Raw genomic sequence first — 24,645 nt, 5'->3', positions numbered from 1 at the left:
GTAGTCAAGCATAAAGTTATAATTTTGGGTTATCTGGGGTGTTTTTGAATTGAGGGTCAAGCTTAGAGCCTATTGCGTTCTAAACCCTCAATATGCAATGAAATCGCCTCGCGAACCTTTATCCTCACGATTCTGGCGGAAACACCCGATTTAACAACAACCGAACCCCCTCTACACCCGGAACCTCCAGTTCCTCTTGGGGAAGCCTCACGCGACAACTCGCATATCCCCACTCTCCCGACGGCTTCCGTAACGGTTCCCGGTAAACTTCCGCCGTGTTATCCACCAAATTTACCAACCAAAACACCCCTATTCCCGCAGACGCATACAGCGGTAACTTGACGGTTTTATCGAACTCTAACGACGAATCCGCCACTTCCACCACCAGCAACACATCCTCCGGTTGTGGGTGGGAATTTAAATAATCGTCCTCGCGATGTCGCAGTAACGAGACATCCGGTTCCAGTTCGCTATTCAAACTCGGAATTGCAATCGGAGACTGACAGGAAACCGTCACACGATCGCCCACAATTTTAAACAGTTCTCGCAGCAACCGCCGCAAAATCGTTTCGTGTCGCGTTCCTTTCGCCGCCATCTCGTAAAGTTTCCCGAAAATCAATTCCACGCGATCGCCTTCCCGGAAAAATCCCACCTCGACTAAACGGTGATATTCATCCAAGGTGAACTGTTTTGACTGTACCGTTACGGACATCGATCGCCCTCCCGAACTGACTTTAATTTTAACTTCCCATCTCACATCCCAACGACTGCGGAAAACCGGGAAACTTTACAGATTACTGGTCTATTTTGTGTAAAAACGCGATCGCCTCAATATGCGCCGTTTGGGGAAACAAATCCACCGGCTGAATCCGATCGATCGCATACACTCCCGACTCGCACAATATCCCTAAATCCCTCGCCAACGTCGCCGGTTTGCAACTGACGTAAACAATGCGATCGCTCCTCAGTCGTAACAACGCCTCCAACACCGAGCGATCGCATCCCTGACGTGGCGGATCGAGTAACACCAAATGCGGATTCAGTTCCGGTTCCCCTTGGAAAATCGGCGAATTCTCCCCCAACAACGACTCAACTTTACCTTCATAAAAATCCGCATTTGTCAAGTCATTTAATCGAGCGTTTTCTCGCGCTTGTTTGACAGAATCCTCGTGAATTTCCAAACCGATAACCCGACGCACCCGACGGGCTAACGGCAGCGAAAACGTCCCGATTCCAGAATAAGCATCGATCGCCGTTTCCTCACCGTTCCAATCCAACTCGCGATCGATCTCCTGCCAAATTAACTCCGCCGCCTCCGTATTGACCTGAAAAAACGCCGTCGCACCCAACCGAAACCGCAACCCCGCGAACTCCTCCGTCAAAAACGACTCTCCAGCGATGCACTCCGTTTTCTCACCAAAAATCCGATTCGTGCGTTTTCCATTGATATTGACGCAAACCCCCACCAACTCGGGATATTCCCGCAACCAGGCTTTCGCTTGCGCTTCCAACCCCGGTAACTCCGTCGATCGCGACACCAGCGTCAACAGCACCTCTCCCGTGCGCCGTCCGACTCGCAATCCCAGATGGCGCACCTCGCCTTTATTACTTTTCTCGTCGTAAACGTACCATTTCCGTGCCTGAATATCCTGTTTGATTTGCGCCAAAAACGGATCGAGGCGATCGTCCTGAACCGGACATTGATTCAAATTGACCAGCTTGTGAGTTCCTTTTTGAAAATACCCCACCCGAATCTGTTTCGTAGGCGATCGCTGAATCGGATACGTCGCCTTATTGCGATATCCCAGAGACTCCCCCGTCGAGAGAACCTCGTTGACAGTAACATCCTCGAGACCGCCAATCCGCGCGATCGTCTGCACCACCTGCTGGCGTTTCGCCTGTAACTGCGCCCCGTACTCGATGTGTTGCCACTGACAACCGCCGCACTTATCTGCAACAATACAAGGCGGTCGCTGTCGGTTTGCAGAGGGTTCGAGCAGTTCCAGAACCTTACCCCTGGCGTACTGGGGTTTCACCCGCACCAAACGCACCAACACGCGATCGCCGATGGCCGTATCGGGAACGAACACCACCCGCTGTTGCCAACGACCCACACCATCCCCGCTATCGGCGAGATCCTCAATATCGAGGGCGATCGATTGCCCCTGTTGCCAAAGCGTGTTATCCGACGGCTGTATTGTTGACATTTATTTCGTTGAGAGTCGCAAAGTCGCTAAACTACCTATAGTATTCGTATCTTGAGACGATTTCTATAAACCATGAGCGTTGTTAGTCAAGTTATTCTAAAATCCGACGACGAACTCCGTTACCCCAGCAGCGGCGAGCTGAAGGGCATCCAAGCATTTTTTCAAACAGGCGAACAGCGGCTTCGCATTGTCGAAACTCTCGCTGAAAACGAGAAAAAAATCGTGAACAAGGCGAGTCAAGAACTGTGGAAGCGTCGCCCTGACTTTATCGCTCCTGGCGGTAACGCGTTCGGCAACCGCGAACGCAACCAGTGTATTCGCGATTACGGTTGGTATCTGCGTCTGGTGACCTATGGCGTCCTCGCAGGCGACAAAGAACCCATCGAAACCATCGGAATTATCGGTGCGCGGGAAATGTACAACGCTCTGGGCGTTCCCATGCCGGGAATGGTAGAAGCCATGCGCTGCCTAAAAGACGCGTCCTTGGCGTTGCTAAGTTCTGAAGATGCTGAGGAAACAGCCCCTTACTTCGACTACATCATTCAAGCGATGTCGGCATAAGTCGGGCGGCTCGTTCTTTGACATCTTCCTTTAAATCCCACCGGAGGGACGTTGCGCTGCAACGTCCCTCTATTTTTTGGCTCGGGTTCCCCGCCAGAAGATGGGAATTCTTAGGAGGCTCGACCTCCGGCTCTCTCGGGGAACGAAACCCCCAAATCTCGGTCGGGATTCTGCACGATTCCGTCAAGAATGATACGATACAAGAGAAAATATTAAGTTTTGTAAGGAGCTTCCATGACACTATCCACTGGCTCTGTTGCTCCCGATTTCACTGCCAAAGACACCAACGGCAACACCGTTAAACTCTCGGACTTTAAAGGAAAAACCGTCGTTCTGTACTTCTACCCCAAAGACGACACCCCCGGCTGCACCAAAGAAGCCCAAGGCTTCCGCGATTCCTATCCCGAATTTCAAGGGAAAGACATCGTCGTTCTCGGCGTCAGCATGGACGACGAAGCCTCTCACAAACAGTTCGCAGAAAAATACGGCTTACCTTTCCAACTGGTGGCCGACGTAGACGGTTCCATCACCAAAGCCTACGACGTAGAAGGCGGTGGCTACGCTAAGCGCGTCACCTATATTATCGACAGCGACGGCAACATCGCCAAAGTCTTCGACACAGTAAACACCTCCAGCCACGCCAAAGACGTACTCGAGGTCGTCTCCTAGTCGAACGCCCGATCCGTTCCAGCAGTGAAGAATCGAGAGGTAGAATGGATTCAACTCTCGATTCTTCGCGCTCCTTATGGGTGTTTTGACGTATTCCAGTCCGCAAGAAATTCTCGTGGAGCGACCGACCGTCCTCACGGGAACCTACGACCCGCAACAGATTGCGAAAGTTTCTGTCGCCGCAGAAGATAAATATCCGCTTCCCGTCACGCTCGATCCCAGTCGTCGAACCTGGCAGGTCAAGCTCGATCGCGGTCTGAACACCGCAGGAGTTCGCTGGTTCTCCCTCAAGGGAGCGGACGCCAACGGAACGGTTCTCGAGACCAAAACCTTTTACCTGACCGTTAGCGGGCAACCTCTCGTCACGGCAGACTCCCTTCAAGTCCAAGTTCTCCAACAAACTTGGTTTAAAGCCGCCCCTCTAGACTCCTCGAGTTTGGACGACACCCAAAAAATTCGCGTCGAGGGTGGTACGACTCTCGAAGCCAACCGCTACACCCTACGGGGCAACCATATCGCCGTCGAACTCGACGATCGCCTCTCCCCCGTCGGCACCTTCGGCTATCTCTACCAACCTCACATCCAACTGTACGTCGGCGGTCTACCCCTACAATTCAACGAAAACCGCCTTCCCGAAGCCCCACCGGGAACTCATCTGTTGTGGATTACCCGCGACACGAAAATTAAAATGATGCCCGAGAGTTCGACGCTGCTACCGCCGACGCAGCAAGCCGAACTCCTCAAAGGACAAGTCTTCTTCATTACCGGATACGCCTGCGTCAACGGACATTTTCGCGTCACGCTGCAAGAAGGCATGGGAATTCCCAGTTTCGGCAACGTCGGCTATCTCTACAACCAACACGTTCGCATCAATAAAGACGGACAGTGGTTGCAGTACGATCCCCAAGCAGTAACCGTCACGATTTTACGGGATACGCCGCTGAAAAAACGTCCCACAGATTCGTCGCTACTTCCCGAATCGGAATACGTCCAACTTCCCGCCACCCGCATTTACGGCGTCGCCAGCTACCAGTGGGAAGCCAGCCACATCAAAGTCGCCCTGACCGAAAACTTTCCCGGTTTCGGCAACACGGGATATCTGTTTCCCGATTTCGTGGAATTCAAACGGGGTGACGAACCGCTGAGTCTTTCCCCAACTCTCGATTACACGGGACCGACGGAGGTGTTAGTCCGTCAACCGACGACCCTCTCGGGACGCTTCGATCCAAACCAGGTGACGACGGTGTCTGTCGTCGCAGAAGACAAACACGCACTTCCCGTCACGGCGAATTCGACGGCGGGAACTTGGGTCGTTCGGCTCGATCGCGGCTTTCAGGAAGCGGGATTGCGCTGGCTGCGTCTGAAGGCCACCAACCGCAGCGGTGCAGCTGTAGACCACCAAATTATCTATATTACGGTCAGTACCGATCCCCTCACCCTCGGCGAAGAACTCACGATCCGAACGGTACGGGATAGCTGGTTTAAAGTGGCGCCCATCGATTCCGATCGCCTGGATATCGATCGGGCCATCGAAATCCCCGCCGATACGGTTCTACCGGTGCGCTCTTACGGCTATGTCTACGGTCATTTACAAGTTCGCCTGAAAACCTCCCTCACCCCCGTCGGCGAGTTTGGCTATTTTTACGAACCCCATGTGCAACTGCGAAAGGGCGATCGCATCCTCGTGTTTCAAGTGGCCAACGTTCCCGAACAACCCCTCACCGGCCAACTGTTGGTCACAGAAACCACCCACATCAAAGTTTCCACCGATTCGGCGTCCAGTTTACCCGCCAACCGCAAAACGCGACTGCTGCAAGGCCAAACCTTCGGGGTTCTCGGCTACGCCTCCATCGCCGGTCATTTCCGCGTCACCCTGGCCGAATCCATCCCCGGTTTCGGCAACGTCGGTTACGTCTACGCCAACCACGTGGAACTCTTGCGTCAGGGGAAATCTGTACCTTACGATCCCGAGGCGCTCACGATTACCATCTTGCAACAAACGGCATTCAAACGTCGCCCCGTCGAAAGTTCTCAACTCCCCAGCAGCGACAAAACCACGCTTCCCCTCGGACGGGTTTACGGCGTCTCGAGTTACACCACGGAAGCCGGACATATCAAAGCCGCCCTCACTGAAGAACTCCCCGGTTACGGTAACACCGGCTATATTTTCGCCGAACACGCCTGGGTTCGTCGCGGCAGCACCACCATCGACCTGTTTCCGAAAATGCCCGATCGCAAGGAACTCGGGGTTCCTTATTTCTCGCAACGGGACAACCCCAGCTATTCCTGGGCAACTTGCAACACGACGGCGATCGCGATGGTGTTTTATTACTACGGCTTGCGCCCCACCTACAGCTCTCAACTCGAAGAAGAACTGTTTCAATGGATCGTGCAACGCTACGGCGTCGGGGCGCAGACGAACCACGCCGTCCTCTCAGAAATGATTCGCGCCTACGGCTACCGTACTGTTTTCCGCACGAACTGCCGTTGGAAGGAAATCGATAAGGAAATCGCCGAAGGTCGTCCGGTCATTCTACCGGGATACTTTACCGCAACAGGTCACATCGTCACCGTCATCGGCTACACTCCCTCGGGACTCATCGTCAACGACCCTTGGGGAAACGCTTTGACGGGATACACCAACACCTATGGCGCGAAGTTACTCTATCCCAACAACTATCTGATCGAAAAGGCGGGAACTGACGGCAACGTTTGGTCGCACTTTATATATCCCAATTGAATCTCAAGGAAAAATCGGGAAATTTGCGATCGCTTGCCGTAAACCAATGGTATCAATACCTTAGTTCTTTTTTGACGATCGTAACGACAATGAACGTAAAACGGTTCGGTTTCGTCGGTTTCGTACTAACAATGATTTTGGGAAGCCTTCAGTTCGCAACTTCCGCCGTTGAGTCCAAACAACTCGAAACCTACGAAAGTTTCACCGATTGGTGTGCCAATCGATCGACCTTATCCGCTGACGCCGCCCATACGGTCGAAGTCCTTCTCGAACGGGCGGGAACGAAAGATTGCGATCGCGCTACAGAGTTTCTCGCGCGCCAACAAACGCTTCTTCTCGGCGATGAAGATATCGTCGATGTCGCCCCCGTCGCCTCCCTCACCAACCTCCGACAACTCTTCCTTCACTCGAACCAGATTAGCGATCTCTCTCCTCTTTCGACGATGACCGATCTCGATCGCCTCTATCTCGGTTCTAACCAAATCGTCGATCTCGCCCCTCTCTCTTCTCTAACGACCCTCGAAGGACTCTTTCTCAATTTCAACCAAATTAGCGATGTCTCTCCCCTCTCGTCTATGACAGGCTTGCGAGAACTCGCCCTCAGCAACAACCAAATCCGCAACGTCAACCCACTTTACGCCCTACCCAACTTAGAGCGGGCTTACGTCCACGGAAACCCCGTCGCCCGGCAACTTTGCCCCAACAACCCCGACGCCCTCTGTTTCATTGGGAACTAACAAAAAACCCCGGTTTAGCTGACCAAACCGGGGGTCTCTTCACTCTTAACTCTTCACTCTCACCTCTTCACTGACCTACGCCCACCAAGGCGTCACACCCGTGCGCGGATCGAGATCCGTCCAAGGGGCAACCCAGATGAGATCGTCGCGAACGGCGACTTTCACCAATTTCAACGGACGGTTCGCCGGACCGCGCAAGACGTTCCCCTGACCGTCGTAGCGGGAACCGTGACAGGGGCATTGGAACTCTGCGGCGGTGTCGTTCCAGGGGAAAGTACAGCCCAAATGGGTGCAGTTATCCACAATGCCCATCTCGTTGAGTTTTTGACCCGGTTCTACGGTGAGATAGGTCGGTTCTCCCGCCAATCCCGAAATCAGGGCGCGGGTTCCTACGGGTTGAGACAGAATTTGCGAAGCGGGAATGATATTCCCGAGTTTGTCTTTGGCGACGAGTGCGCCGCTTCCGTCCCCTTCAGCCGGGGGCGTGAAGTATTTCCCGACGGGGTACGCCGCACCGCCAACAGCAGCCGCGACCGTCGCCCCCGTTAGGAAATTCAGCAGTTGACGGCGTGACATATCCGGTTGTTCGAGTGGTAAACTCTCAGCCATAACTTTCCTCCTATATGGCACTGCATCGATATTTAGATCGCAAGTTGAATCGCGATCCTCCATGCGCCCGTCGTTAATCTATAAAATTTCCTATTAAGAAGGCGGGCGATCGAGAACGAAACATCCAGAAAACGCGCCAGTTCGGACAGTATAAGCCGACTGGACGCCCTGGCGCGTCTGACAATTGGGATTGAGAACTTTTTGCAATCTATAAATTACTTTACAACTAATCAGTAGAATTGTCAACAAGTGTAAAGTTCGCAGTCGCCAGTTGCCAGTGACCCGTCATCAGTGAGGACAGTTGCTCCCCTTCTGCCGCTCTCCTCATCCCCTCATCCCCTCATCTCCTCATCTCCTTCTGAATTTACGCGATTAAGCCTTACCCACACCAAATGTAGAGGTCGGTGGGCATTTGAAAGCCTTGCGTCCCTATGCCGCTAAAGCCCTGCCTGGAAAGAGTCTGGTAGTCCTCGACCCTTCTCGGCAATTGGTGACGGATGTGTTTCCTTGCCCTGACGGTCAACACGGGACTCCCTCTTGGCAGGCTTTAGCCGAGCTCGAGCCGGTCGGGGAAACGGAAACCGGCTGGGTGTTCGAGTAACCGATTCGCTTAACCTATCAGGGTCAAACCTTAGACCTGCGGCGGGTTGTGGTTCGTCTGAAACAACCGACCCGTGACGGCGACAGCGAAATTGCCATTTTCACCAATCTCCCTCAAACTGATGCGCCCGCTTATCGAGGTATGCAGATTGCCCTCGAGCCTTCCTCCTGGCACTCTTGGCGAGATGCTGCTCCAGCTTGCGTCGCACAACAACTGTTGCTGTTGGCGACACGGGTCAATCTCAAGATTTTCCTGAAACAACCCAGGGGGTCGAAGCGCCAGAAACCTCCCCTTATTGTCGATCGAAGGCATCGTCACTTGTCTACTCAGCGCCTCCTTAATCCATATCATCGTTCACCTTGAAAGGGCTGGGTGGGCAATGCCTACCGACCTCTCCATTTAATGTATTTTCGATCGAACTGCGTAAGTCTTAGGAGTCTTCACCACAGAAACACAGAGGACACAGAGAGGGACTTGTCAGATTAGGAAAAACCAGTATTTGAGATTCGGATTTCGTATTAAACAAAATTTAAATCTATCGAAAATGAAGAAAAAGAAAGATAAAAACTGGGTTAAACAATCCGAAAAATAGATTTTATTAATAGAGGTATTCTTGTGGTTTTATCAGGGTTTTCAAAGTTTGAGGTGATAAGCGGATTTTATACCCGGTCAAAACCCTTGCTTTACGGGCGTCATGGCAATGCGCCCGGTTCAATCTCGTATTATTCATAACAAATCACACCGTAATCTCAGGAGACCCTTTTATCATCTGGACTACAAGGTCGTCATGCTAAATTCAAAAATATTTCGTTTTGTGTTTCGCTCGATCGAAAAGGAATATAGAAGTCCCAAATGAGTCGTCAAAAATTAAAACACCCAAAAAAATCTGATTCCCCGTTCCCCGTTCCCCGTTCCCCGTTCCCGATTCCCTTTTTGTCTCAATTTTGTGACACAACTGATTTAGGTTTGCTATAGTATAGCAGAATCATTTGAGTTGTGAACGCTCTCTGTAGTTAGAATCGCCGTGTTACAGTACTTTCAGGTTACAGGATTTTACGAATCAGTTGGGCTGGCTATAGAGACAGTTCATCATATCGAAATTTTCAATATTGACAGAACTTACGCATTCACCCCATGTTTAGGATGGGCAATGCACACCGACCTCTACATTTAGTGTGGGTAAGGCTTAATCGCGTAAGTCCAGATTGAAAAACTACTTTGAAGAAGATTGGTAGAAGTAGACCGGCCAGAAGCCAGTTAAACTGGAAGCGATCGCCGTTCTTAAACCTCAGTTTCTCACGACAAATCCATATCGTATCTCGCATCTCCTCAAAACTGGACATAATAAGAAGAAAGAGTGCTATTGCAAGCCCTCTCGTTGTAAAACCTATCGAAAAACAGCTATGTATCTCGTCACAGGTGCGACTGGCGGTCTTGGAAAACGCATCGTGCGATTGCTGCGCGATCGCGACCTTCCCGTTCGAGCTTTCGTGCGTCTGTCCTCAAACTACGCCGAACTCGAACAGCGGGGAGCCGAAATTTTTATCGGAGACTTGCGCCAAGAAAGAGATGTCCGCAAAGCCTGTCGCGACGTGCGCTACATCGTGAGCGCTCACGGTTCGGGGTCGGGAAACGCTCAAGATGTCGATTACCGCGCCAATATCGACCTCATCGATTTCGGAAAAGAGTTTCGCGTCGAACACTTTGTATATACTTCCGTCTTAGGCGTCGATCGCGGCTATCAAGATTCCCCCGTCTTCAAAGCCAAACGGGAAGTGGAAAACTACCTCCAAAAAAGTAACCTCAACTACACGATCCTGCGACCCTCGGGATTCGCCTCGAACCTGCTTCCCCTCGCCGAACGCTTCCAACACACGGGAATTTACTTCGCCATTGGCGACCTGAAAAACCGCACGTCGATCGTCAGTACCGACGATCTCGCGCAAATCGCCGTCGATTCTACGACTGTCGAAGCAGCGAGAAACCGTATCTTCGCCGTCGGCGGCCCGGAAATCTTGCAACGGGAAGACTTTCCCAAAATCTTTAGCCGCGTCTTTAACAAAGAGCCTATCGTTCTCAACCTTCCCCTGTCCGTCCTCGACGGAATCCGAACGGGATTGGGATTCGTCAACCCAGACTTACAACGTTCCCTGGGAACCTTGCGTATCCTACTCGCGAACGAATTTTTCTGTACTTCCGAGGAAATTCACACCCTCGAGTCCGTCTTCGGCATTCAAATGGAATCCCTCGAAAGTTTCCTGCGTCGCTACCTCGTCTCGAGTTGAGAGAAATCGACCGATAAAAAACCGTAGGGTCGTTGCCAACAACAACCCTACGATAAGGGAATTCGAGAAACAAAGACTCGAGAGTCAATGTTCAGAAATCCGGAAATTTCAGTATCTCCTCACCATTCCGTCAGGCGGTTTTCGAGAACTGATTGGCGAGGAGTTGGGTCTTTAAACCATATTCGATCGCCTCTAACACTCGCGTCATTCCCGTCGTGTTGATCGTTTCCGGGGTTTTGCCCGCTTTTTTAGCCACTTGCACCGCTTTTTCCGTCAGCGAGTGGCTGGCATATCCGGTGATAATTAAAAGTAAATCCGCAGAATAGATGTGGCTTTCAGCTTGCTGTGCCATTTGTAAGCCGTCTTGTGCCGTACACCACACTAAATCCACATCTGACTCCCGCAAGCGGTTTTTCACCGACGTTGCTAAGCGATCGTGACCACCAAAGACAACCACTTTTCCCGATAACGCCGCGTAAGGATTGGGGCGTTTCGCCGACGTGCGATGGCGAGTTCTTGGTTGAACTTCTGTCGGACGTTCGACCCGAGAGCGATTTTCCATCGCTTTGTGGTAGATAAAATTTAACGTCTGTTCGTGGGTTCCACGCAGACGGGCGACGGGTCCTTCTTCGCTGAGTTCGTTAATCCGTTCGATGAGGAATTCGACAATTTCTTCGAGAGCGCCGATCGCTTTGAGATCGCTCGCGTAACCGCGAACGGCCACAGCCGCGTCTGTTGCACTAAAGAAATCTTGCTGTTCGGAAATCGTATCGAGAAGGTCGTGTTTGAGAGCGTGTCGCCACTGATTCGTTTGTTCTGCCAGTTGTTCGTCGAGCAGCCGTTCTTCATATAAGATGAGTTGGCGATCGACGAGTTGGGCGGCTAACAACGGGGCGCTTTCAAGCTGTTGGCGTAGTTCTTTGGCTTTGTCATCGAGTTTTTGCCGTCCGATGCTGTCGTCAATTTGTTCGGCATCGTACTGGCGCAACATGGCTTCGACTTGCGCTAACAGAGGTTGTAGACGTTGTTCGATATCCTTGATGGCGTCTTGAATTTGTTCTTCCCGTTGTTGTTGGAGACGTTTTTCTTCAAGTTCGGCTTTTGCCAACGACAACAAACTGTTTACCGAACTTTCGAGGTCGTTGAGGTCTGTAATGTCCATAGGGTCTAGAGCAAAATTTCGATCGAGAATGGAGAGTTGACAGTCTCAGATGCGGTAAACGATCGCGCGATCGCCCCGATCTTCCTGGGTAGGATGTCAACCCAATTTCTTCTATGATACGCCGCGAACTGAATCGATTATGTTACAACTGCGATCTGAGAACGGGTTAGAGTCGGAATATTTTCGAGCGTCGCGATCGCCACTGCCCCAGCTACCCCAGTTCCGTCGATGTCGTAACTGAGGGTTCCCGTCGTTAAGTCGTACAAGAACGTTGCCACTGGCTGGTTTGGCACTGGAGACGCGCCGCTAACGAAGGTTCCCGTCGAGTCGAACACCCCCACAGGATCGCTGTAATCGAGGGGAATTCCTGCCCCCAAACCGCCACCGAACCCCGTAGCGGCCACCAACAGGCGATCGTCGGCGGCGAAATCGGTGATGCGATCGCCCCCCTCGCTGGGAGAACGGAAGACGAAGCGATCGCTTCCCCCGCTTCCCGTCAACACGTCTACCCCCAATCCCCCTTCGATCTCGTTATCTCCCCCCGTTCCCGTCAGGGTATCGTCAAACGCCGACCCGACGAGGTTTTCCACGCTGGAAAAAGTATCGGGGTCGGCATCTCGCGGGGCGTTGGGGTCGAAGCCTTGGATAACAACTTCCGACTTGAGATCGGCGTTAACCCCCACACTGGACTCGGCATAACTGGCGGTGTCTACCCCGTCGCCGCCATCGAGAAAATCGCTACCGCCACCGCCGAGTAACGTATCGTTTCCGGCGTTTCCCAACAGGCGATCGTTGCCGCCGAGACCCCGCATTTCGTCGTTGAGCCCATTGCCGACTAACGTTTCAGCCTCTTCCGTTCCCGTTATCCGATTTTTCGCCCCCACGACAAACTGCATAGTGACTTCCGGTTGCAACGCCAAAATCGCCTCGGGATTGGCTTCGATGTCCGCTTGGCTGTAGGGTTCGACGCCGTAACTGTTAACAGTTAACGCTTGCGTCGCCGGGTCGATTTCGAATTCCGTCCAAGTAAACACGTGAGACTGGGAATAGGTTCCCCGTAATAGCGTCGCGTCGATGCCCGATCCCTCTAACCCGAAGGTATCGTACCCGAACTTCACTAAACGAGCGTTGACGACATCTTCGACAAACTCGTCTTTTTCCGCCCGCGATAACGTCCCGTAGCGGTCTTTCTGGGCTTGGGGAAGAATCGCCGTCGGTGTAAACGCCACCGTCGCCGCACCGAAGGGCGCACCAAAGGGGCCGTTTCCGAGGTTGAGTTGGTACGCCACCGGCCCCGTCATGATGTCGATAACGTCCGTGGGAATCTGCGGTTCTCCGAAACCGTTTTGATAAGTGACGTTGTTAACGACGTTGCCGTGGAAGTCTCCCGAAACGAAGACCACGTTATCGATTTGGTTAGCTTCGATAAATTTCAGGAATTCCGTGCGTTCGGCGGCGTAGCCTTCCCAGCGTTCCCCAGCGACGGTGGTACCGAAGTTTTGGATGGGAACGGAAGACATGACAAACTTCCAGGTAATACCGGAATTCTCTGCGGCGAGGAGGTCAGTTTTCAACTCTTCGAGTTGCACCGCCCCCAACATGGTTTTATTGGGGTCGAAGGAGGCTTGGAGGAATTCGGCGGCGGCTTCGGGGGAGGCAGTGTCGGGAAGGAAGGGCAAGGGTTCGTCTCGAAACGATCGCGTGTCGGGAACGAAAATCGCCGCATCGCTGCCGTAGGTTTGGAAGCGGTAGAGTTTGCGTTCGTTGGCCGTGACGGGATCGCCCGTGTCGCCGTAAAATTCGTCTCGAATCGGGTTGTACTCCTGAAACGCCTGCATCCCCGTTTCGTAGAGTTGGGCGTCGTTGATGAAGGCAGCAGAATCGCCCTCGAAAGACGCTTCGACGGACGGCGGGGCGCCACCGGGTACGTCGTTGGTGATTTCGTGGTCGTCGATGGTCGCGAAAACGCTGGTCGACGATCGCAAGTCTCCCCAGGCGTTGAGTCCGAAGCGATCGCTGTAGACTTCGTCGTATTTGAGGCGGAATTCCTCGAGGGTTTCGGCTTGGGGTTTTTCTACTGCGGGCGATCGCGTGTCGGCGTAGATGGTATCTCCTAGGAGAACGAAGAATTCGAGATCGCGATCGTCGGCGTTGCGAATTGCGGGGTAGGGATTGAGTTCTCCTTGCCAGTCGGGGGCGACGCCGAAACGCAATCCGGTTTGGGTTCCCACGTCGGCGGGAGTGCGAAAGGTTCCGACGGTGGAACTACCGACGCCATCGGTCACGCGCACGTAGTATTGAGTATCTGGCTGTAGGTCGGAAACTTCGACTTTGACGGGAACGTCAGAGGTGTCGAGAGTACCGCTTGCCGTGTTAACGGTGTTAAAGTCGGGATCCCAGCTGTACTCGAAGGCAACGAACGTGTTGCGAGAGTCGAGATCTCCCTCGCTCGAGGTACTCCGCGCCCACAACACGCTGCTGGTTTGGGTCGTATCCCCCGAGGCGAACTGGTTGGGTAAAGTTGCCGTTCCTTGCTCTCGTTGGCGGAGATCGCTGAGGTAGTCGCGTTCTCGGTCGTACAGTTTCAAAAAGTCAATTAAAGTCACGTTTTGTAAAGCTTTTTTGAGGGTTTGACTTTATTATTTTACGAGCGAAATCCCCCCCTTTTCTCTCGTTGGAGACTGTGTTAAAGTCGATAGTATGTCGGGGTGTTTGCAAGAACGTTGAATTTGTATCGATCGCGAAGTGGCTTGCTCTACCTCTTCTATGACTCAAAACTCTTTATTAGAAACGTTACACCAGGCAGCGAAATCCGAAGTCAAATCCCTCGATTTGTCCGATCTAAACTTGTCCGAACTTCCGCCAGAAATTGGCGATCTGTCTTGTCTCAACGCATTAAGTTTGAGTGGCAATCAGTTGCGATCGCTTCCGGCTGAATTTGCCAAGCTAAAGAATTTAAAAATCCTCGATATAGAATGGAACCGCTTTGAGGAATTTGTTCCCGAAATCTTTGAAATTTCGGAATTGCGAGAATTGTATTTAGGTGGAAATTTTTTATCTAAAATTCCCGATCGCATCTCCAATTTAAAGCGACTCGAAAAACTGTTTTTAAATAACAATCGTATTCAAGAAATATCTCAAAATCTCGGCAAAGTATCGCTGTTACGAGAACTCTCGCTGCGGTCAAATCAGATTGCAGAGCTGCCCTCCGATTTTTATCGATTGACGCGCCTTCGCGATTTGTCTTTACGTCAAAACAAACTGAGAGAATTTCCCCTCGAAATCTTGCAGCTCGAGAACCTTCATAATTTATCGTTAAACCAAAATGAAATTTCGTCAATTCCCTCAAAGATTACGAAGCTGGGAAACTTACGTCAGTTTGCGATCGGAGGAAACCAAATCGAGATTTTACCGAAACAAATTGGAAATTTAACGCTTTTAAAAATACTGTATGCTTACGATAACCGACTCGAATCTATTCCTCGCGAGATCGGGAATTTAGAAAACCTAGAAGAACTGTATCTTTATAACAACCAACTCTGCGAAATTCCAGTATCGATCGCGCGATTGACCCGACTTAAAGTATTGTCCGTTAGTCATAACCGACTCTCGGAGTTACCCGAAGACATAGCCGCACTCCAAGACTTGCGATCGCTAGCGGTCAGCGATAACGAATTTCAGCACTTTCCCCCCGCCATCGCCCACCTAAAACACCTCGAAGAACTCTCCATCGGAGGAAACGCCTTTCTCGAATTTCCTCGGGAGATTTTACAGCTCGAGCGACTCAAAAGTCTCGCACTGTGGGACGTTTCCCTCGGCGTACTCCCCTCTGAAATCACTCGACTGTCAGACCTCGAAATTCTCAACGTTCGCAACACCGGACTCAACAACTTACCCCTCGAACTCGGACGATTGCAACAGCTCAAATACCTCTACATCGATAACAATCCCCTCACTGCCCTGTCAGACGAGGTCGTCGAAGCCGGAAACGAAGCGATTTTAAACGATTTACGGCAGAGAGGTATGGATTTGCCTTAACCTCAAAGTGGGGGTTCTCACCTCTCTCGAACCCCCAAAGGGAATCCATGAAAGTACGGTATTTCGTCTGGCTCGGTATCGCGGTCCTCTTGGGAACGTTCGTCGTGCGAGGAGGATCGCAATCTTTCCAAATCGCAGCAGAAAAGGGGGATTCTAAAGAGGATTCTAATGGGTTCGTCGCGGGCGATCGCCTCGTAGAAAAAGACTTCTCCGACGACAATGAGGCGATCGTCGAACTCAATCCCCCCAAGTCTCCCGACTTTCGACTGTACGGCGACACCAACCGCGACGGCGTCGTCGATCGCTCAGACGTTCGACAGCGACAGTCTTGGAGTTGGAAACGCGGGGCGTTGCTGCCCTTCAACCACGACGACGACAACCGCAACGGAACCCCCGACTGGCAAGATGCTACCCCAACCAGTTTCGCCCGCGATCGCGAACTCGCCCTCGTGCGTTTGCGCGTTCCCAAAAAACTGCAAGGCGTCCCGCTGTTTCTACAATCCGACGTGGCTTCTCGTCCCTACCTCCGCGCCTTCCAACGGACCTATCGCGGCTGGGTTCCCGTGGACTTACGAGGCGAAACGCCCCTCGCCGCCAGTCAAACCGTGGTGTTGGGACTCGAAGCCACGCAGTTCGCCGATCGCCACTGGAACGGTTACGCCACCCTCGAAGCTACAGCCCGTCAAAGTGGAGAACGCCTTGCCGTCGATCGCATCGCCCTACGAGTGACGCCTTGGTTGATGCTACCCAACACCGCGACGCCGCAAGAAATCTTCGCCAGTCCCCTCGACGTCACCGATGCGTTTTTACCGATGCTGCAACAACAAGCCCAAGCCGCTCGCGTTCCCCTGACCATCGATCCCACGGGACTGTTGTGGATGCAAGATACCATGGAAATCGGCTTCGTACAGTTTCCCAGTCGCGGTCGGTTACACGTGATGTCCAGCGTACTGGAGGGTGTCCGCGATCCGAACTTAGATGGATTTGCGCGATCGCTCCTCAAACCTGACACGGGTTGGTTTTCCGTCGCCGAACCCCGCGAACTCCCCGAAGAAGATGCTTGGATCGATTGGTACGGTAATTTAGAAGTCACGCCGCCACTACCGGGGTATCCTTGGGGACGAATTTACTACGGAACCGCCGACGGCGTGTCCATGCACCCGGATATTGTAGAGTTTCTCGACGCGCAGGAACTGCAAGGGCCGACCGTGGCGATCGATACCGCTTGGTTACACATTCGCCACGTGGACGAAGTGGTGAGTTTCGTTCCCCATCGCGACGGTGGATTTTTGATGCTCGTCACGTCCCCGGAAACCGGCGTGCAGTTCTTGCGAAACTTGGAACGTCGCGGATTCGGCGATGCAGTGATGTCGCGAGGCTTGAGTACCGAACGGACGGTCAGAGAATTCCTCGAAGATACGGATACCCTCGCTCGAAATTTGCAACTCCAACAGCAACGCGTCAACCCCATTGTCGCTCGACTGAAACGAGAATTCGAGATCGAGGACGATCGCGTAGTCTTCGTTCCAGCGTTGTACGGGGAAATCGGCGATTCCCTGTGGCCGAATTTGGTGAATTTGGTCGTCCTAGGCGATCGCCTGTTGGTCTCCGATCCCCAAGGGGCGATCGTTAACGGACAGGATGTCTTACAAGCCGAATTTCGCCGTCTCGTAGCTCCCACACATCTCCAAGTTTCCTTTATCGACGACGCTCAATATCACGAGATGAAAGGCAACTTGCACTGTGCCACGAACGTTCGCCGTCAAGGTTCGACTCGTCCCGTTTGGTCGTCCCTTCCTCGGAGATTGAGATGAGGATCGGGGAAGCTTTTTTAGGGAACAGGGAACAGGGAACAGGGAACAGGGAACAGGGAACAGTTTCCCTTCCTCGCCTCATCTCTTCACTGGCGACTGGTGACTGGCGACTGGTGACTGGTGACTGGTGACTGGTGACTGGTGACTGTCTTCACCTCAACTCGCCCTGTAACTGCGTAGTGCAGGTTTCGACAATCTCCCGATCGCGATCGCTGAGGGGTTCGATCCGATGAAAGCCCGTAAATTCAGGGGTAACGGCGACGTTCGATCCCGAGGCGACGGCCGAATCGGCTCGAGCTACAGCATACGCGTAAGCGGTGCGATCGTAACTGTTGACGACCGTTACGTCGAATTCTCGAGCGCCGATCTGACCGTAAAAGCAATCGAACGAAGAATGCGGCATATAAAACGCACCGACGGCTCGGTTGTGGCGTACCTCGAATACCATGTAAGCGGTTCCGATGCGGTTGGGAACGGAATCTTCACCATATAAATAGATTCCGTCGGGAACGGGGGCAATATCCTGCGCGATCTGGGTTTGGACGAGATCGCTCGTCGTGTCGGGCGATCTCTCGGCGTTTGACAGCCCGATATTTGCGATCGGACGGCCGGCAGTTGCGAATAAGGCGATCGGCAGGGTAACAACAGACCACAGCGACCAACTTTTGAATTTAAATCGATTTATTTTAAAATGTCTTTCGGACACCCTGCTACCCTCCTAGTCCTAATATATTCTCTCTTTTTATCGTAGAAAGAGCTTCATCACGACCGATGAAGTTTTCCCAATATCGTTACAACACTTTAAATTTCGAGACGTTTCAGACAGGAATGTCATCGCGATCGCCCCGTTTTTAAACTTGAAATGAGAATTTTCGGAAACCGCTGCGCGTCTCTTGTATCGATACGATACGGATGCATCGTCGATAAAAATCGTTGTAAGACGGCGAACCGAAACAGCAGACTTTGCGCGAAGAGACAACTCGGGCTAGACTAACCCCGGACGCCTTAGCATCCCACTGTACTGTCCGTTGCGCCGAAGTGAGATCCCGCCCTCGATCTCGAGTCGGACTCGAGCAGGCTTTCAAACCGGACTGTCAACCGGAGGTGCGATCGCCCGTTTCATCTCCTCGTCTCGTGCGCGATCTCCCGCGAGTCCGAAACGATCTGAGGTGCGATCGTTCGTCTGTCGCCACTGTGACCTGTATTCCGTGCGTTTCCTCCTACACGACTCAAGATGAAAAAGCCCACGTTTCCGCGCGTCCCGTATCCGATCGCCTCTCGCCCCAAACACCGTTCCGTCAAACGACGGAGTCCGATCGGGAAGCACTGCGAATCGTTTGGAAAAAAATTCGTCTCGACGAGTCTGCTCAACTTAGGCTTTTTGTTGCTGGCGTTTCGGCCGCTTCCCCAAGAAGTCTTGCTGGCGACCCTTCCTCAAGACGAGCCGAAGCCCTTACCGACGGTCGAAGTTCCTCGCGTTCAAGCCGTAGTTGCCAGTCACGCGCAAGTCTCGTTACAGCAAGTCGATCGCATTTGGGAGAGTACGCAAGCCCAACTCGAACTCGCTCAAAATCCGCCGACCGTCTATCACGTCGCCCCGGAAGACTTTCGCGGGCAAACAGTTTACGACGTGCCGCTTCCGCCTCAAGACCGCGTCGTCGCCTTGACCTTCGACGACGGCCCCTGGACGGAAACCGCGCAAATTCTCGATATTCTTCGCAAACACGACGCGCGGGCGACGTTTTTCGTCGTGGGCAGTCACGCAGAAAACAAAGTCGATCTGCTTCGTCGTATCGTGGCAGAAGATCACGCGATCGGCAACCACAGTTGGAATCACCGCTACCATTCTGTCAGTACGACCGAAGCGGTACGAGAAATCGATCGCACCTCAGACTTCATTTACGAGGTGACGGGCGTTCGCACTGGCTTTTTCCGTCCGCCGGGTGGCAACCTCACCAACGGTCTGGCCGATCTCGCCGCCCAGCAGGACTACGCAGTGATGATGTGGTCGCTCGATAGTTTAGACTACGCCGTCTCTGTCCCCGAAATCGTCAACAACGTCGTCGATCTCGCCAGTCCCGGTGCGGTCGTTCTCCTACACGACGGCGGTGGGAACCGCGCCCGCACGGTGGCCGCCCTTCCCGAGATTCTCGACCGATTAGAAGCCGAAGGCTATCGGTTTGCCACGTTACCGGAGATGATGGAACTGTCCGTGTCGCGCCGTCAAAAAAGCGAGTAGCGCCGAGGCGGAAGCAATCTCGACATTGAGGTAAAGTCTCGCGATCGCACGGCCGGATCGCTCGATAAACTGTTCTAAGATAAGAGATCGCCGATCGACGTAATTTCGCCGTCTTCCGAGTACGCACGATGCCGCAACAACTGTTAAATACCCATATCGCGAATTCGCAGGTTCTCCTAACCCCTGCGGAAATTAAAACTAAGCTCCCGCTGACCGACAGCATGGAGCGAAGCGTTTACGCCTTTCGCCGTCAGATCGAAGATATTCTCGACCGAAAAGATTCTCGCTGCTTCGTCGTCGTCGGCCCCTGTTCGATTCACGACGTAGATGCGGCGCGGGAATACGCCCGACGCTTGAAAGCCTTAGCCGATCTCGTCTCGGACCGACTGCTGTTAATCATGCGCGTTTACTTTGAAAAACCGCGCACAACGGTCGGTTGGAAAGGGTTGATCAACGATCCCGACATGGACGACTCGTTCCATATCGAGAAAGGATTGTTGTTGGCTCGGGAATTACTGCTCGACATTGCAGACCTCGGACTCCCGACCGCCACAGAAGCCCTCGATCCCATCGTGCCGCAGTATATCAGCGACGCCATCTCTTGGTCGGCGATCGGGGCCCGGACGATCGAATCTCAAACGCACCGGGAAATGGCCAGCGGGTTATCGATGCCCGTGGGTTTGAAAAACGGCACGAACGGTAGCATTGAAGTGGCCGTCAACGCAATGAAAGCCGCTCGCGGTCCCCACAGTTTTCTGGGAATCGACGAAATGGGACGCGTGAGCGTGTTCAATACGAGCGGTAACAATTACGCTCACATCATTCTGCGCGGGGGAGGCGGAAAGTCGAACTTCGACACGAACTCGATCCGCCAAGTGGAAACGCAGTTAAAAGATGCCGGTTTGCCCCCTCGTTTGGCGATCGATTGCAGTCACGGCAACTCGAATAAAGATCACAAGCGTCAGGCGAGCGTGTTTCAAAACGTGGTGCGCCAGGTGTGCCAGGGCAATTCGTCGATCGTGGGAACGATGCTGGAATCCCATCTGTTTGAGGGCAATCAAAAAATTCCCCAGGAGTTGAAGGATTTGAAATACGGCGTGTCCGTGACCGATAAATGTATGGGTTGGGACGAAACGGAACGCACGATTTTAGAGGCACACCAACTTCTGAGCGATCGCTAGTTCCGTGTATCTGTCACTTCTCGAACGATTTCGCGGCACGCTACTCGGTGCCGAACTCGGCTATCGTCTGAGCTGTTCTCCCGACGATCCTCTCGTTTGGATGGGCGATGCCGAACGGGAGGCTGCCGAGCGGTTCGTGCGGTGCGACGCCTGCGATCTGGTGTCGGTGTCCGAGACGCCCCTGTTCGGCGCGTTGTTGGTGGCGTTGTTGTTTCACGATCGCAGCGATCGCGCGTCGGAGGCGATCGCCTCGATCTTAAATCCCCCGTCAGTGCGACGACCGGAAGCGTTGGCGGTGATGTTAACCGTGGCCGCAGCGGTGGGCGATCGCTTCGCGATCGACTCCCTTTCCGAGACGTTCGCACGAGAGCATCTCGACCCCGATGTCTGGCTGACCCCCATTCAACAACGCCTCGACGGGGTGCGTCTGAGGGGGCGGGAAGAGTCGGTGTTGTCCGTTGTGCTGTACTGCGTTCTCAGTGCTGAGGGAGACTGGGAGCTGGCGGTGAGGCGATCTGGAGAACTGGGAAGCGATCGCACCCTCGCCGGAACCCTCGCCGGAGCGCTGTGCGGGGCTTGGCGAACTCGCATCGGCGTTCCCGCGATCGAACGGGCGACCCTCGACAACCGCGACGACCTCGACGAGATCGCGTGGCTGGTGTGGCAGCGTTGGGCGGGACGACTCGAGTTCCAACCCTGGGACGGCAGCGATCGCGTAGCTTGGGGAGCGTCGGGGACGCTGCGGCCGCGCCGTTCACGCCGTTCGCAACTGCCTCGCCTGAGTTGATGGTTCGATGGTGGCGTAAACTTGGTGTTGCTCGAATACGGCCAGTAAATCGGGGTTAATGGCGTATCGCGCAGCTTCTTGACGGAGGATGTGGAGGGCGGTGCTGACGCCCAACCCGTGTTTGTAAGGGCGATCTCCAGCCGTGAGGGCATCGTAGATATCGGCCACGGTCAACATTTGAGTTTGCAGGGGAATGTTTTCGCCAGTCAAGCCGCGTGGATATCCCGTTCCGTTGAGTTTTTCGTGATGGCCGTAAGCGATTTCGGGAACGCCGGATAGAGTTTTCGTCCAGGGAATTTGTTTGAGAAACTCGTAAGAATGGCTGACGTGGGCTTCGATCTCCGCCCGTTCTTCCGGGGTGAGGTTTCCCCGCGAGAGACTCAACTGGCTCAGTTCTTCGTCGGTAATCAGCGGTTTGAGGGAACCGTCGATGTCGGTGTATTGGTAGGCGGCGAGTTCTTCGAGTCGGTCTAAAGGGGTATCCGATATCGTCGCCGGTTCGTTGGCGTTCGAGACGAGTTGCCAATAGTCTTCGAGTTGGGCGATACGGTCTTTCAACTGGCGATCGCAGGCGTTCAGCAGTGCGTCGAGCGGCTCGTCTTCATCGTCGTTCGGGCGTTCGAGGAGATGGCGATACTTTTGACGAGCGCATTCGAGTTCTAAGGTCCGTTGTACGAAATGGAAGCGTTGGCGAATGGTATTGAGGCGTTCTGGGTAAAGCTTCTTTTCTTTCACCAAAACGGCTTCGGGAACGCCGATTTTACCGAAATCGTGCAGTAGGGCGGCATAGCGCAGCTCTCGAATCTGGCGTGCGTCGAAGTACGCAGACTGTAACGGGCCGCTGTCAGTGGCGTTGACCGCTTCGGCGAGTTTGACGGTCAGTTGCGCGACGCGTTCGGAATGACCCGAGGTGCAGGGATCGCGCATTTCGATCGCCTGGACGGAGGTGCGGACGAAGCCTTCAAATAAGTTTTCGATTTCGTCTTGGAGGTTGTTGCGTTCGATGGAGATTCCCGCCTGACTGGCCAGCGATCGCACGATGCGCTCCTCCCACTGGGAATAAGGCTGCGTCATTTCCACGACGTTGGCTGGACTGAGCCGAACGTCAGGCTGTTTTTTGCGATTGATGAGCTGCAAGACGCCAATGGCGTCTCCCTTGCGATTTTGCATGGGAATCGCCAACACCGATCGCGTTTGATAGCCGATGTCGCGATCGAAATTGCGGTTGAGTTCGTAAGGTGCTTCTGGGGGCGGATTGTAGGCGTCGGGGAGGTTGAGGGTTTCTCCCGTCAGCGCCACGTATCCCGCTAAGCTATGGGGGGTTAACGGCATGGCGAATTCCCGAAACGAGATATTCGGTCGGGAATCGTTCTGTGCTGTTTTAAAGAGCAGTTTGGGACAGTCATCGCTGCGATCGACTAAGTAAACGCTTCCCGCGTCGCTCCAGGTGATTTCTCGACTTTTCGAGAGAATCAACCCTAAGAGTTCCGAAAGATCGTAACTTCCGGAGAGGGCGGTACCAATTTCTAACAACTGCTCGACAAGCCCGAGTCGATCGCGATCGGGATTGAAAGTATCTGGGTCACAAGCTGACATTGTTGAAATCGGATCGCCGATCCGAGGGAAGAGGGGGGACGAGTAGGAGCGACTCGAGAAGCGATACCTAGATTTCGGCTCGAGCGACGCTCGAACTGCGAAAGAAATGTTACAGGCTCGAGAGGGTTTTAGCCATCTCGAAGTCGGCTGCGGTCAAGCCTCCAGCATCGTGGCTGGTCAGACTGACCGTGACTTTATTATATGAAACGGATAGGTCGGGATGGTGACCGGCCTGTTCGGCGGGTTCGACTAAGCGGTTGACGAAGTCGATCGCTTTGACGAAATTTTCAAAGGTAAAGGTTCGCTGGATTTCTTTTCCGTGCAGCTCCCACCCGGAAAGTTCGCTGAGCTTCGTTTTAATTTCGCTGTCGCTTAACAGTGCCATAAAATTTCCTTGGGAACGTCGGCTCTCGAGAGGGTCTTTGTCAAACGACAGAGCCATCTCGACAACTTATTTTTCAAGATAGCGTAGCTTGTCAAATCGGCGATCGCGATCGTTGAGATTTCCCATCGAACCGATCGCTGGCACTTCGATCGACCGGTATCGGCAAACGGTTTCGTCCCCAAAAACTATCCGCTCTTGCTCGGAAGTACGTGTGTCAACACGAAAGAGCAAGAGCGGTCTAGCGGATCTACAGATTGGAACCTGACTGCCGGGAGGAACTCCAAGTTAGCTTGTCCTCCGACGCGAAATTTGTTTGCGCGATCGCGCAAGCTGTCGCCTAGAGAACAGCCCCGGCACACAGCCGGTACAGTCCAACCTGGAGACCCTGAAATTTACTACAACTATCTTGCACGGGCACCACCTCCAGATTTTGAAACAACATTGAGAACTCTATCGCTCTCACTGCCGATAGGATAGCACAATCGAATCGAAATCTCCGCTGTCGAGCTTGGCGATCGCGATTTTCGCCCTCAAAAAAAATCCCCCACCGAGCGGTAGGGGACGCTGTTTTGGATTTGAAAGTCAATGGCATTGCACCGATAGCCATGCCGTCGAAACTTACGATTACAGCGCGTTCCCGCGAGGTAGAACCTCTTCGGGGAACTCGAAGCTTTCGTGGGGTTGGTCGGTGGGAGCCATCCAAGCCCGTAGACCTTCGTTGAGCAAGATGTTCTTGGTGTAGAAGGTCTCGAATTCGGGGTCTTCAGCCGCGCGAATTTCTTGGCTGGTGAAGTCGTAAGCCCGCAGGTTCAGACCCAGACCCACGACGCCGATGGCGCTCATCCACAGTCCCGTCACGGGGACGAAGAGCATGAAGAAGTGCAACCAGCGTTTGTTGGAGAAGGCGATGCCGAAAATCTGAGACCAGAAGCGGTGCGCCGTCACCATGGAGTAGGTTTCTTCGGCTTGGGTCGGTTCGAAGGCGCGGAAGGTGTTGGCGCCTTCACCGTCTTGGAAGAGGGTGTTTTCCACCG

At 53.4% G+C, this 24,645-nt stretch carries 19 protein-coding genes; 10 read left to right on the top strand and 9 right to left on the bottom strand.

Features of this window, described 5'->3' with window-relative positions:
• Window positions 1-124: 124 nt before the first annotated feature.
• Both POG22_RS04525 and rlmD read right to left on the bottom strand, forming a co-directional pair.
• A complete protein-coding gene (locus POG22_RS04525; RefSeq protein WP_498903865.1) occupies window positions 125-757 on the bottom strand; it encodes a Uma2 family endonuclease in 633 nt (210 codons plus the stop codon).
• 37 nt (window positions 758-794) lie between these two features.
• Window positions 795-2,207, bottom strand: coding sequence for a 23S rRNA (uracil(1939)-C(5))-methyltransferase RlmD (rlmD, locus tag POG22_RS04520; RefSeq protein ID WP_498903863.1), 1,413 nt, complete (start codon window positions 2,205-2,207; stop codon window positions 795-797).
• 72 nt (window positions 2,208-2,279) lie between these two features.
• Here rlmD and POG22_RS04515 point away from each other — a divergent pair, with 72 nt between their 5' ends.
• The 4 genes from POG22_RS04515 to POG22_RS04500 all read left to right on the top strand — a co-directional run bounded on the left by POG22_RS04515 (window position 2,280) and on the right by POG22_RS04500 (window position 6,914).
• On the top strand, window positions 2,280-2,768 hold the full coding sequence (locus POG22_RS04515) for an allophycocyanin subunit alpha-B (RefSeq protein ID WP_063719519.1): 489 nt from the start codon (window positions 2,280-2,282) through the stop codon (window positions 2,766-2,768).
• 234 nt (window positions 2,769-3,002) lie between these two features.
• On the top strand, window positions 3,003-3,437 hold the full coding sequence (locus POG22_RS04510; RefSeq protein WP_063719520.1) for a peroxiredoxin: 435 nt from the start codon (window positions 3,003-3,005) through the stop codon (window positions 3,435-3,437).
• A gap of 76 nt (window positions 3,438-3,513) precedes the next feature.
• On the top strand, window positions 3,514-6,177 hold the full coding sequence (locus POG22_RS04505) for a C39 family peptidase (RefSeq protein ID WP_498903862.1): 2,664 nt from the start codon (window positions 3,514-3,516) through the stop codon (window positions 6,175-6,177).
• Between the two features lie 89 nt (window positions 6,178-6,266).
• Window positions 6,267-6,914 (top strand): leucine-rich repeat domain-containing protein, encoded by a 648-nt coding sequence (locus POG22_RS04500; protein WP_063719522.1) that lies wholly within the window; start codon window positions 6,267-6,269, stop codon window positions 6,912-6,914.
• Between the two features lie 75 nt (window positions 6,915-6,989).
• Here POG22_RS04500 and petC read toward each other — a convergent pair whose 3' ends face one another.
• Window positions 6,990-7,523 carry a cytochrome b6-f complex iron-sulfur subunit gene (petC, locus tag POG22_RS04495; RefSeq protein ID WP_498903860.1) on the bottom strand — a complete coding sequence of 178 codons (534 nt, stop codon included), beginning with the start codon at window positions 7,521-7,523 and terminating at the stop codon, window positions 6,990-6,992.
• A 2,004-nt stretch (window positions 7,524-9,527) separates the two neighbouring features.
• On the opposite strand from petC, the gene POG22_RS04490 reads away from it, so the two are divergent.
• Window positions 9,528-10,409: an SDR family oxidoreductase gene (locus POG22_RS04490; RefSeq protein WP_498903858.1), complete on the top strand. Its 882-nt coding sequence runs from the start codon at window positions 9,528-9,530 to the stop codon at window positions 10,407-10,409.
• 130 nt (window positions 10,410-10,539) lie between these two features.
• On the opposite strand, the gene POG22_RS04485 is transcribed toward POG22_RS04490, so the two are convergent.
• On the bottom strand, window positions 10,540-11,571 hold the full coding sequence (locus tag POG22_RS04485; RefSeq protein ID WP_498903856.1) for a DUF2325 domain-containing protein: 1,032 nt from the start codon (window positions 11,569-11,571) through the stop codon (window positions 10,540-10,542).
• A 137-nt stretch (window positions 11,572-11,708) separates the two neighbouring features.
• Window positions 11,709-14,177, bottom strand: coding sequence for an alkaline phosphatase D family protein (locus POG22_RS04480; protein WP_498903854.1), 2,469 nt, complete (start codon window positions 14,175-14,177; stop codon window positions 11,709-11,711).
• A 160-nt stretch (window positions 14,178-14,337) separates the two neighbouring features.
• Here POG22_RS04480 and POG22_RS04475 point away from each other — a divergent pair, with 160 nt between their 5' ends.
• Both POG22_RS04475 and POG22_RS04470 read left to right on the top strand, forming a co-directional pair.
• Complete coding sequence (locus POG22_RS04475) at window positions 14,338-15,609, top strand: leucine-rich repeat domain-containing protein (RefSeq protein ID WP_498903853.1); 1,272 nt, start codon at window positions 14,338-14,340, stop codon at window positions 15,607-15,609.
• 47 nt (window positions 15,610-15,656) lie between these two features.
• A complete protein-coding gene (locus POG22_RS04470) occupies window positions 15,657-17,423 on the top strand; it encodes a protein-arginine deiminase family protein (RefSeq protein ID WP_498903852.1) in 1,767 nt (588 codons plus the stop codon).
• A 151-nt stretch (window positions 17,424-17,574) separates the two neighbouring features.
• On the opposite strand, the gene POG22_RS04465 is transcribed toward POG22_RS04470, so the two are convergent.
• Window positions 17,575-18,129 (bottom strand): hypothetical protein, encoded by a 555-nt coding sequence (locus tag POG22_RS04465; RefSeq protein ID WP_498903851.1) that lies wholly within the window; start codon window positions 18,127-18,129, stop codon window positions 17,575-17,577.
• 528 nt (window positions 18,130-18,657) lie between these two features.
• Here POG22_RS04465 and POG22_RS04460 point away from each other — a divergent pair.
• The 3 genes from POG22_RS04460 to POG22_RS04450 all read left to right on the top strand — a co-directional run bounded on the left by POG22_RS04460 (window position 18,658) and on the right by POG22_RS04450 (window position 21,630).
• On the top strand, window positions 18,658-19,662 hold the full coding sequence (locus POG22_RS04460) for a polysaccharide deacetylase family protein (protein ID WP_498903849.1): 1,005 nt from the start codon (window positions 18,658-18,660) through the stop codon (window positions 19,660-19,662).
• Between the two features lie 128 nt (window positions 19,663-19,790).
• The gene (locus tag POG22_RS04455; protein WP_498903847.1) at window positions 19,791-20,843 is read left to right on the top strand and encodes a 3-deoxy-7-phosphoheptulonate synthase; all 1,053 of its coding nucleotides are present in this window, start codon (window positions 19,791-19,793) and stop codon (window positions 20,841-20,843) included.
• A 4-nt stretch (window positions 20,844-20,847) separates the two neighbouring features.
• Window positions 20,848-21,630 carry an ADP-ribosylglycohydrolase family protein gene (locus tag POG22_RS04450; RefSeq protein ID WP_498903845.1) on the top strand — a complete coding sequence of 261 codons (783 nt, stop codon included), beginning with the start codon at window positions 20,848-20,850 and terminating at the stop codon, window positions 21,628-21,630.
• Here POG22_RS04450 and POG22_RS04445 read toward each other — a convergent pair.
• The 3 genes from POG22_RS04445 to POG22_RS04435 all read right to left on the bottom strand — a co-directional run.
• On the bottom strand, window positions 21,598-23,226 hold the full coding sequence (locus tag POG22_RS04445; RefSeq protein ID WP_498903843.1) for an HD family phosphohydrolase: 1,629 nt from the start codon (window positions 23,224-23,226) through the stop codon (window positions 21,598-21,600). The genes POG22_RS04450 and POG22_RS04445 overlap by 33 nt on opposite strands.
• 109 nt (window positions 23,227-23,335) lie before the next feature.
• Window positions 23,336-23,611 carry a 4a-hydroxytetrahydrobiopterin dehydratase gene (locus POG22_RS04440; protein WP_498903841.1) on the bottom strand — a complete coding sequence of 92 codons (276 nt, stop codon included), beginning with the start codon at window positions 23,609-23,611 and terminating at the stop codon, window positions 23,336-23,338.
• A gap of 624 nt (window positions 23,612-24,235) precedes the next feature.
• Window positions 24,236-24,645: photosynthetic reaction center family protein (locus tag POG22_RS04435; protein ID WP_498903840.1), on the bottom strand; the 410-nt coding region annotated here is incomplete at its 5' end.

The organism is Geitlerinema sp. CS-897, assembly GCF_028368005.1.
Classification (GTDB): Bacteria; Cyanobacteriota; Cyanobacteriia; order Cyanobacteriales; family Geitlerinemataceae; genus Baaleninema; species Baaleninema simplex.
Note: the sequence above shows the minus strand (reverse complement) of the source record. Positions and strands in the feature narration are given on the sequence as shown.

What these genes read in the sequence shown, in the direction of transcription:
- POG22_RS04485 (WP_498903856.1), bottom strand. Translation starts at nt 11,571, where the DNA reads ATGGACATTACAGACCTCAACGACCTCGAAAGTTCGGTAAACAGTTTG.
- POG22_RS04460 (WP_498903849.1), top strand. Translation starts at nt 18,658, where the DNA reads ATGAAAAAGCCCACGTTTCCGCGCGTCCCGTATCCGATCGCCTCTCGC.
- POG22_RS04490 (WP_498903858.1), top strand. Translation starts at nt 9,528, where the DNA reads ATGTATCTCGTCACAGGTGCGACTGGCGGTCTTGGAAAACGCATCGTG.
- rlmD (WP_498903863.1), bottom strand. Translation starts at nt 2,207, where the DNA reads ATGTCAACAATACAGCCGTCGGATAACACGCTTTGGCAACAGGGGCAA.
- POG22_RS04500 (WP_063719522.1), top strand. Translation starts at nt 6,267, where the DNA reads ATGAACGTAAAACGGTTCGGTTTCGTCGGTTTCGTACTAACAATGATT.
- POG22_RS04455 (WP_498903847.1), top strand. Translation starts at nt 19,791, where the DNA reads ATGCCGCAACAACTGTTAAATACCCATATCGCGAATTCGCAGGTTCTC.
- POG22_RS04475 (WP_498903853.1), top strand. Translation starts at nt 14,338, where the DNA reads ATGACTCAAAACTCTTTATTAGAAACGTTACACCAGGCAGCGAAATCC.
- POG22_RS04445 (WP_498903843.1), bottom strand. Translation starts at nt 23,226, where the DNA reads ATGTCAGCTTGTGACCCAGATACTTTCAATCCCGATCGCGATCGACTC.
- POG22_RS04440 (WP_498903841.1), bottom strand. Translation starts at nt 23,611, where the DNA reads ATGGCACTGTTAAGCGACAGCGAAATTAAAACGAAGCTCAGCGAACTT.
- POG22_RS04470 (WP_498903852.1), top strand. Translation starts at nt 15,657, where the DNA reads ATGAAAGTACGGTATTTCGTCTGGCTCGGTATCGCGGTCCTCTTGGGA.
- POG22_RS04510 (WP_063719520.1), top strand. Translation starts at nt 3,003, where the DNA reads ATGACACTATCCACTGGCTCTGTTGCTCCCGATTTCACTGCCAAAGAC.
- POG22_RS04515 (WP_063719519.1), top strand. Translation starts at nt 2,280, where the DNA reads ATGAGCGTTGTTAGTCAAGTTATTCTAAAATCCGACGACGAACTCCGT.
- POG22_RS04505 (WP_498903862.1), top strand. Translation starts at nt 3,514, where the DNA reads ATGGGTGTTTTGACGTATTCCAGTCCGCAAGAAATTCTCGTGGAGCGA.
- petC (WP_498903860.1), bottom strand. Translation starts at nt 7,523, where the DNA reads ATGGCTGAGAGTTTACCACTCGAACAACCGGATATGTCACGCCGTCAA.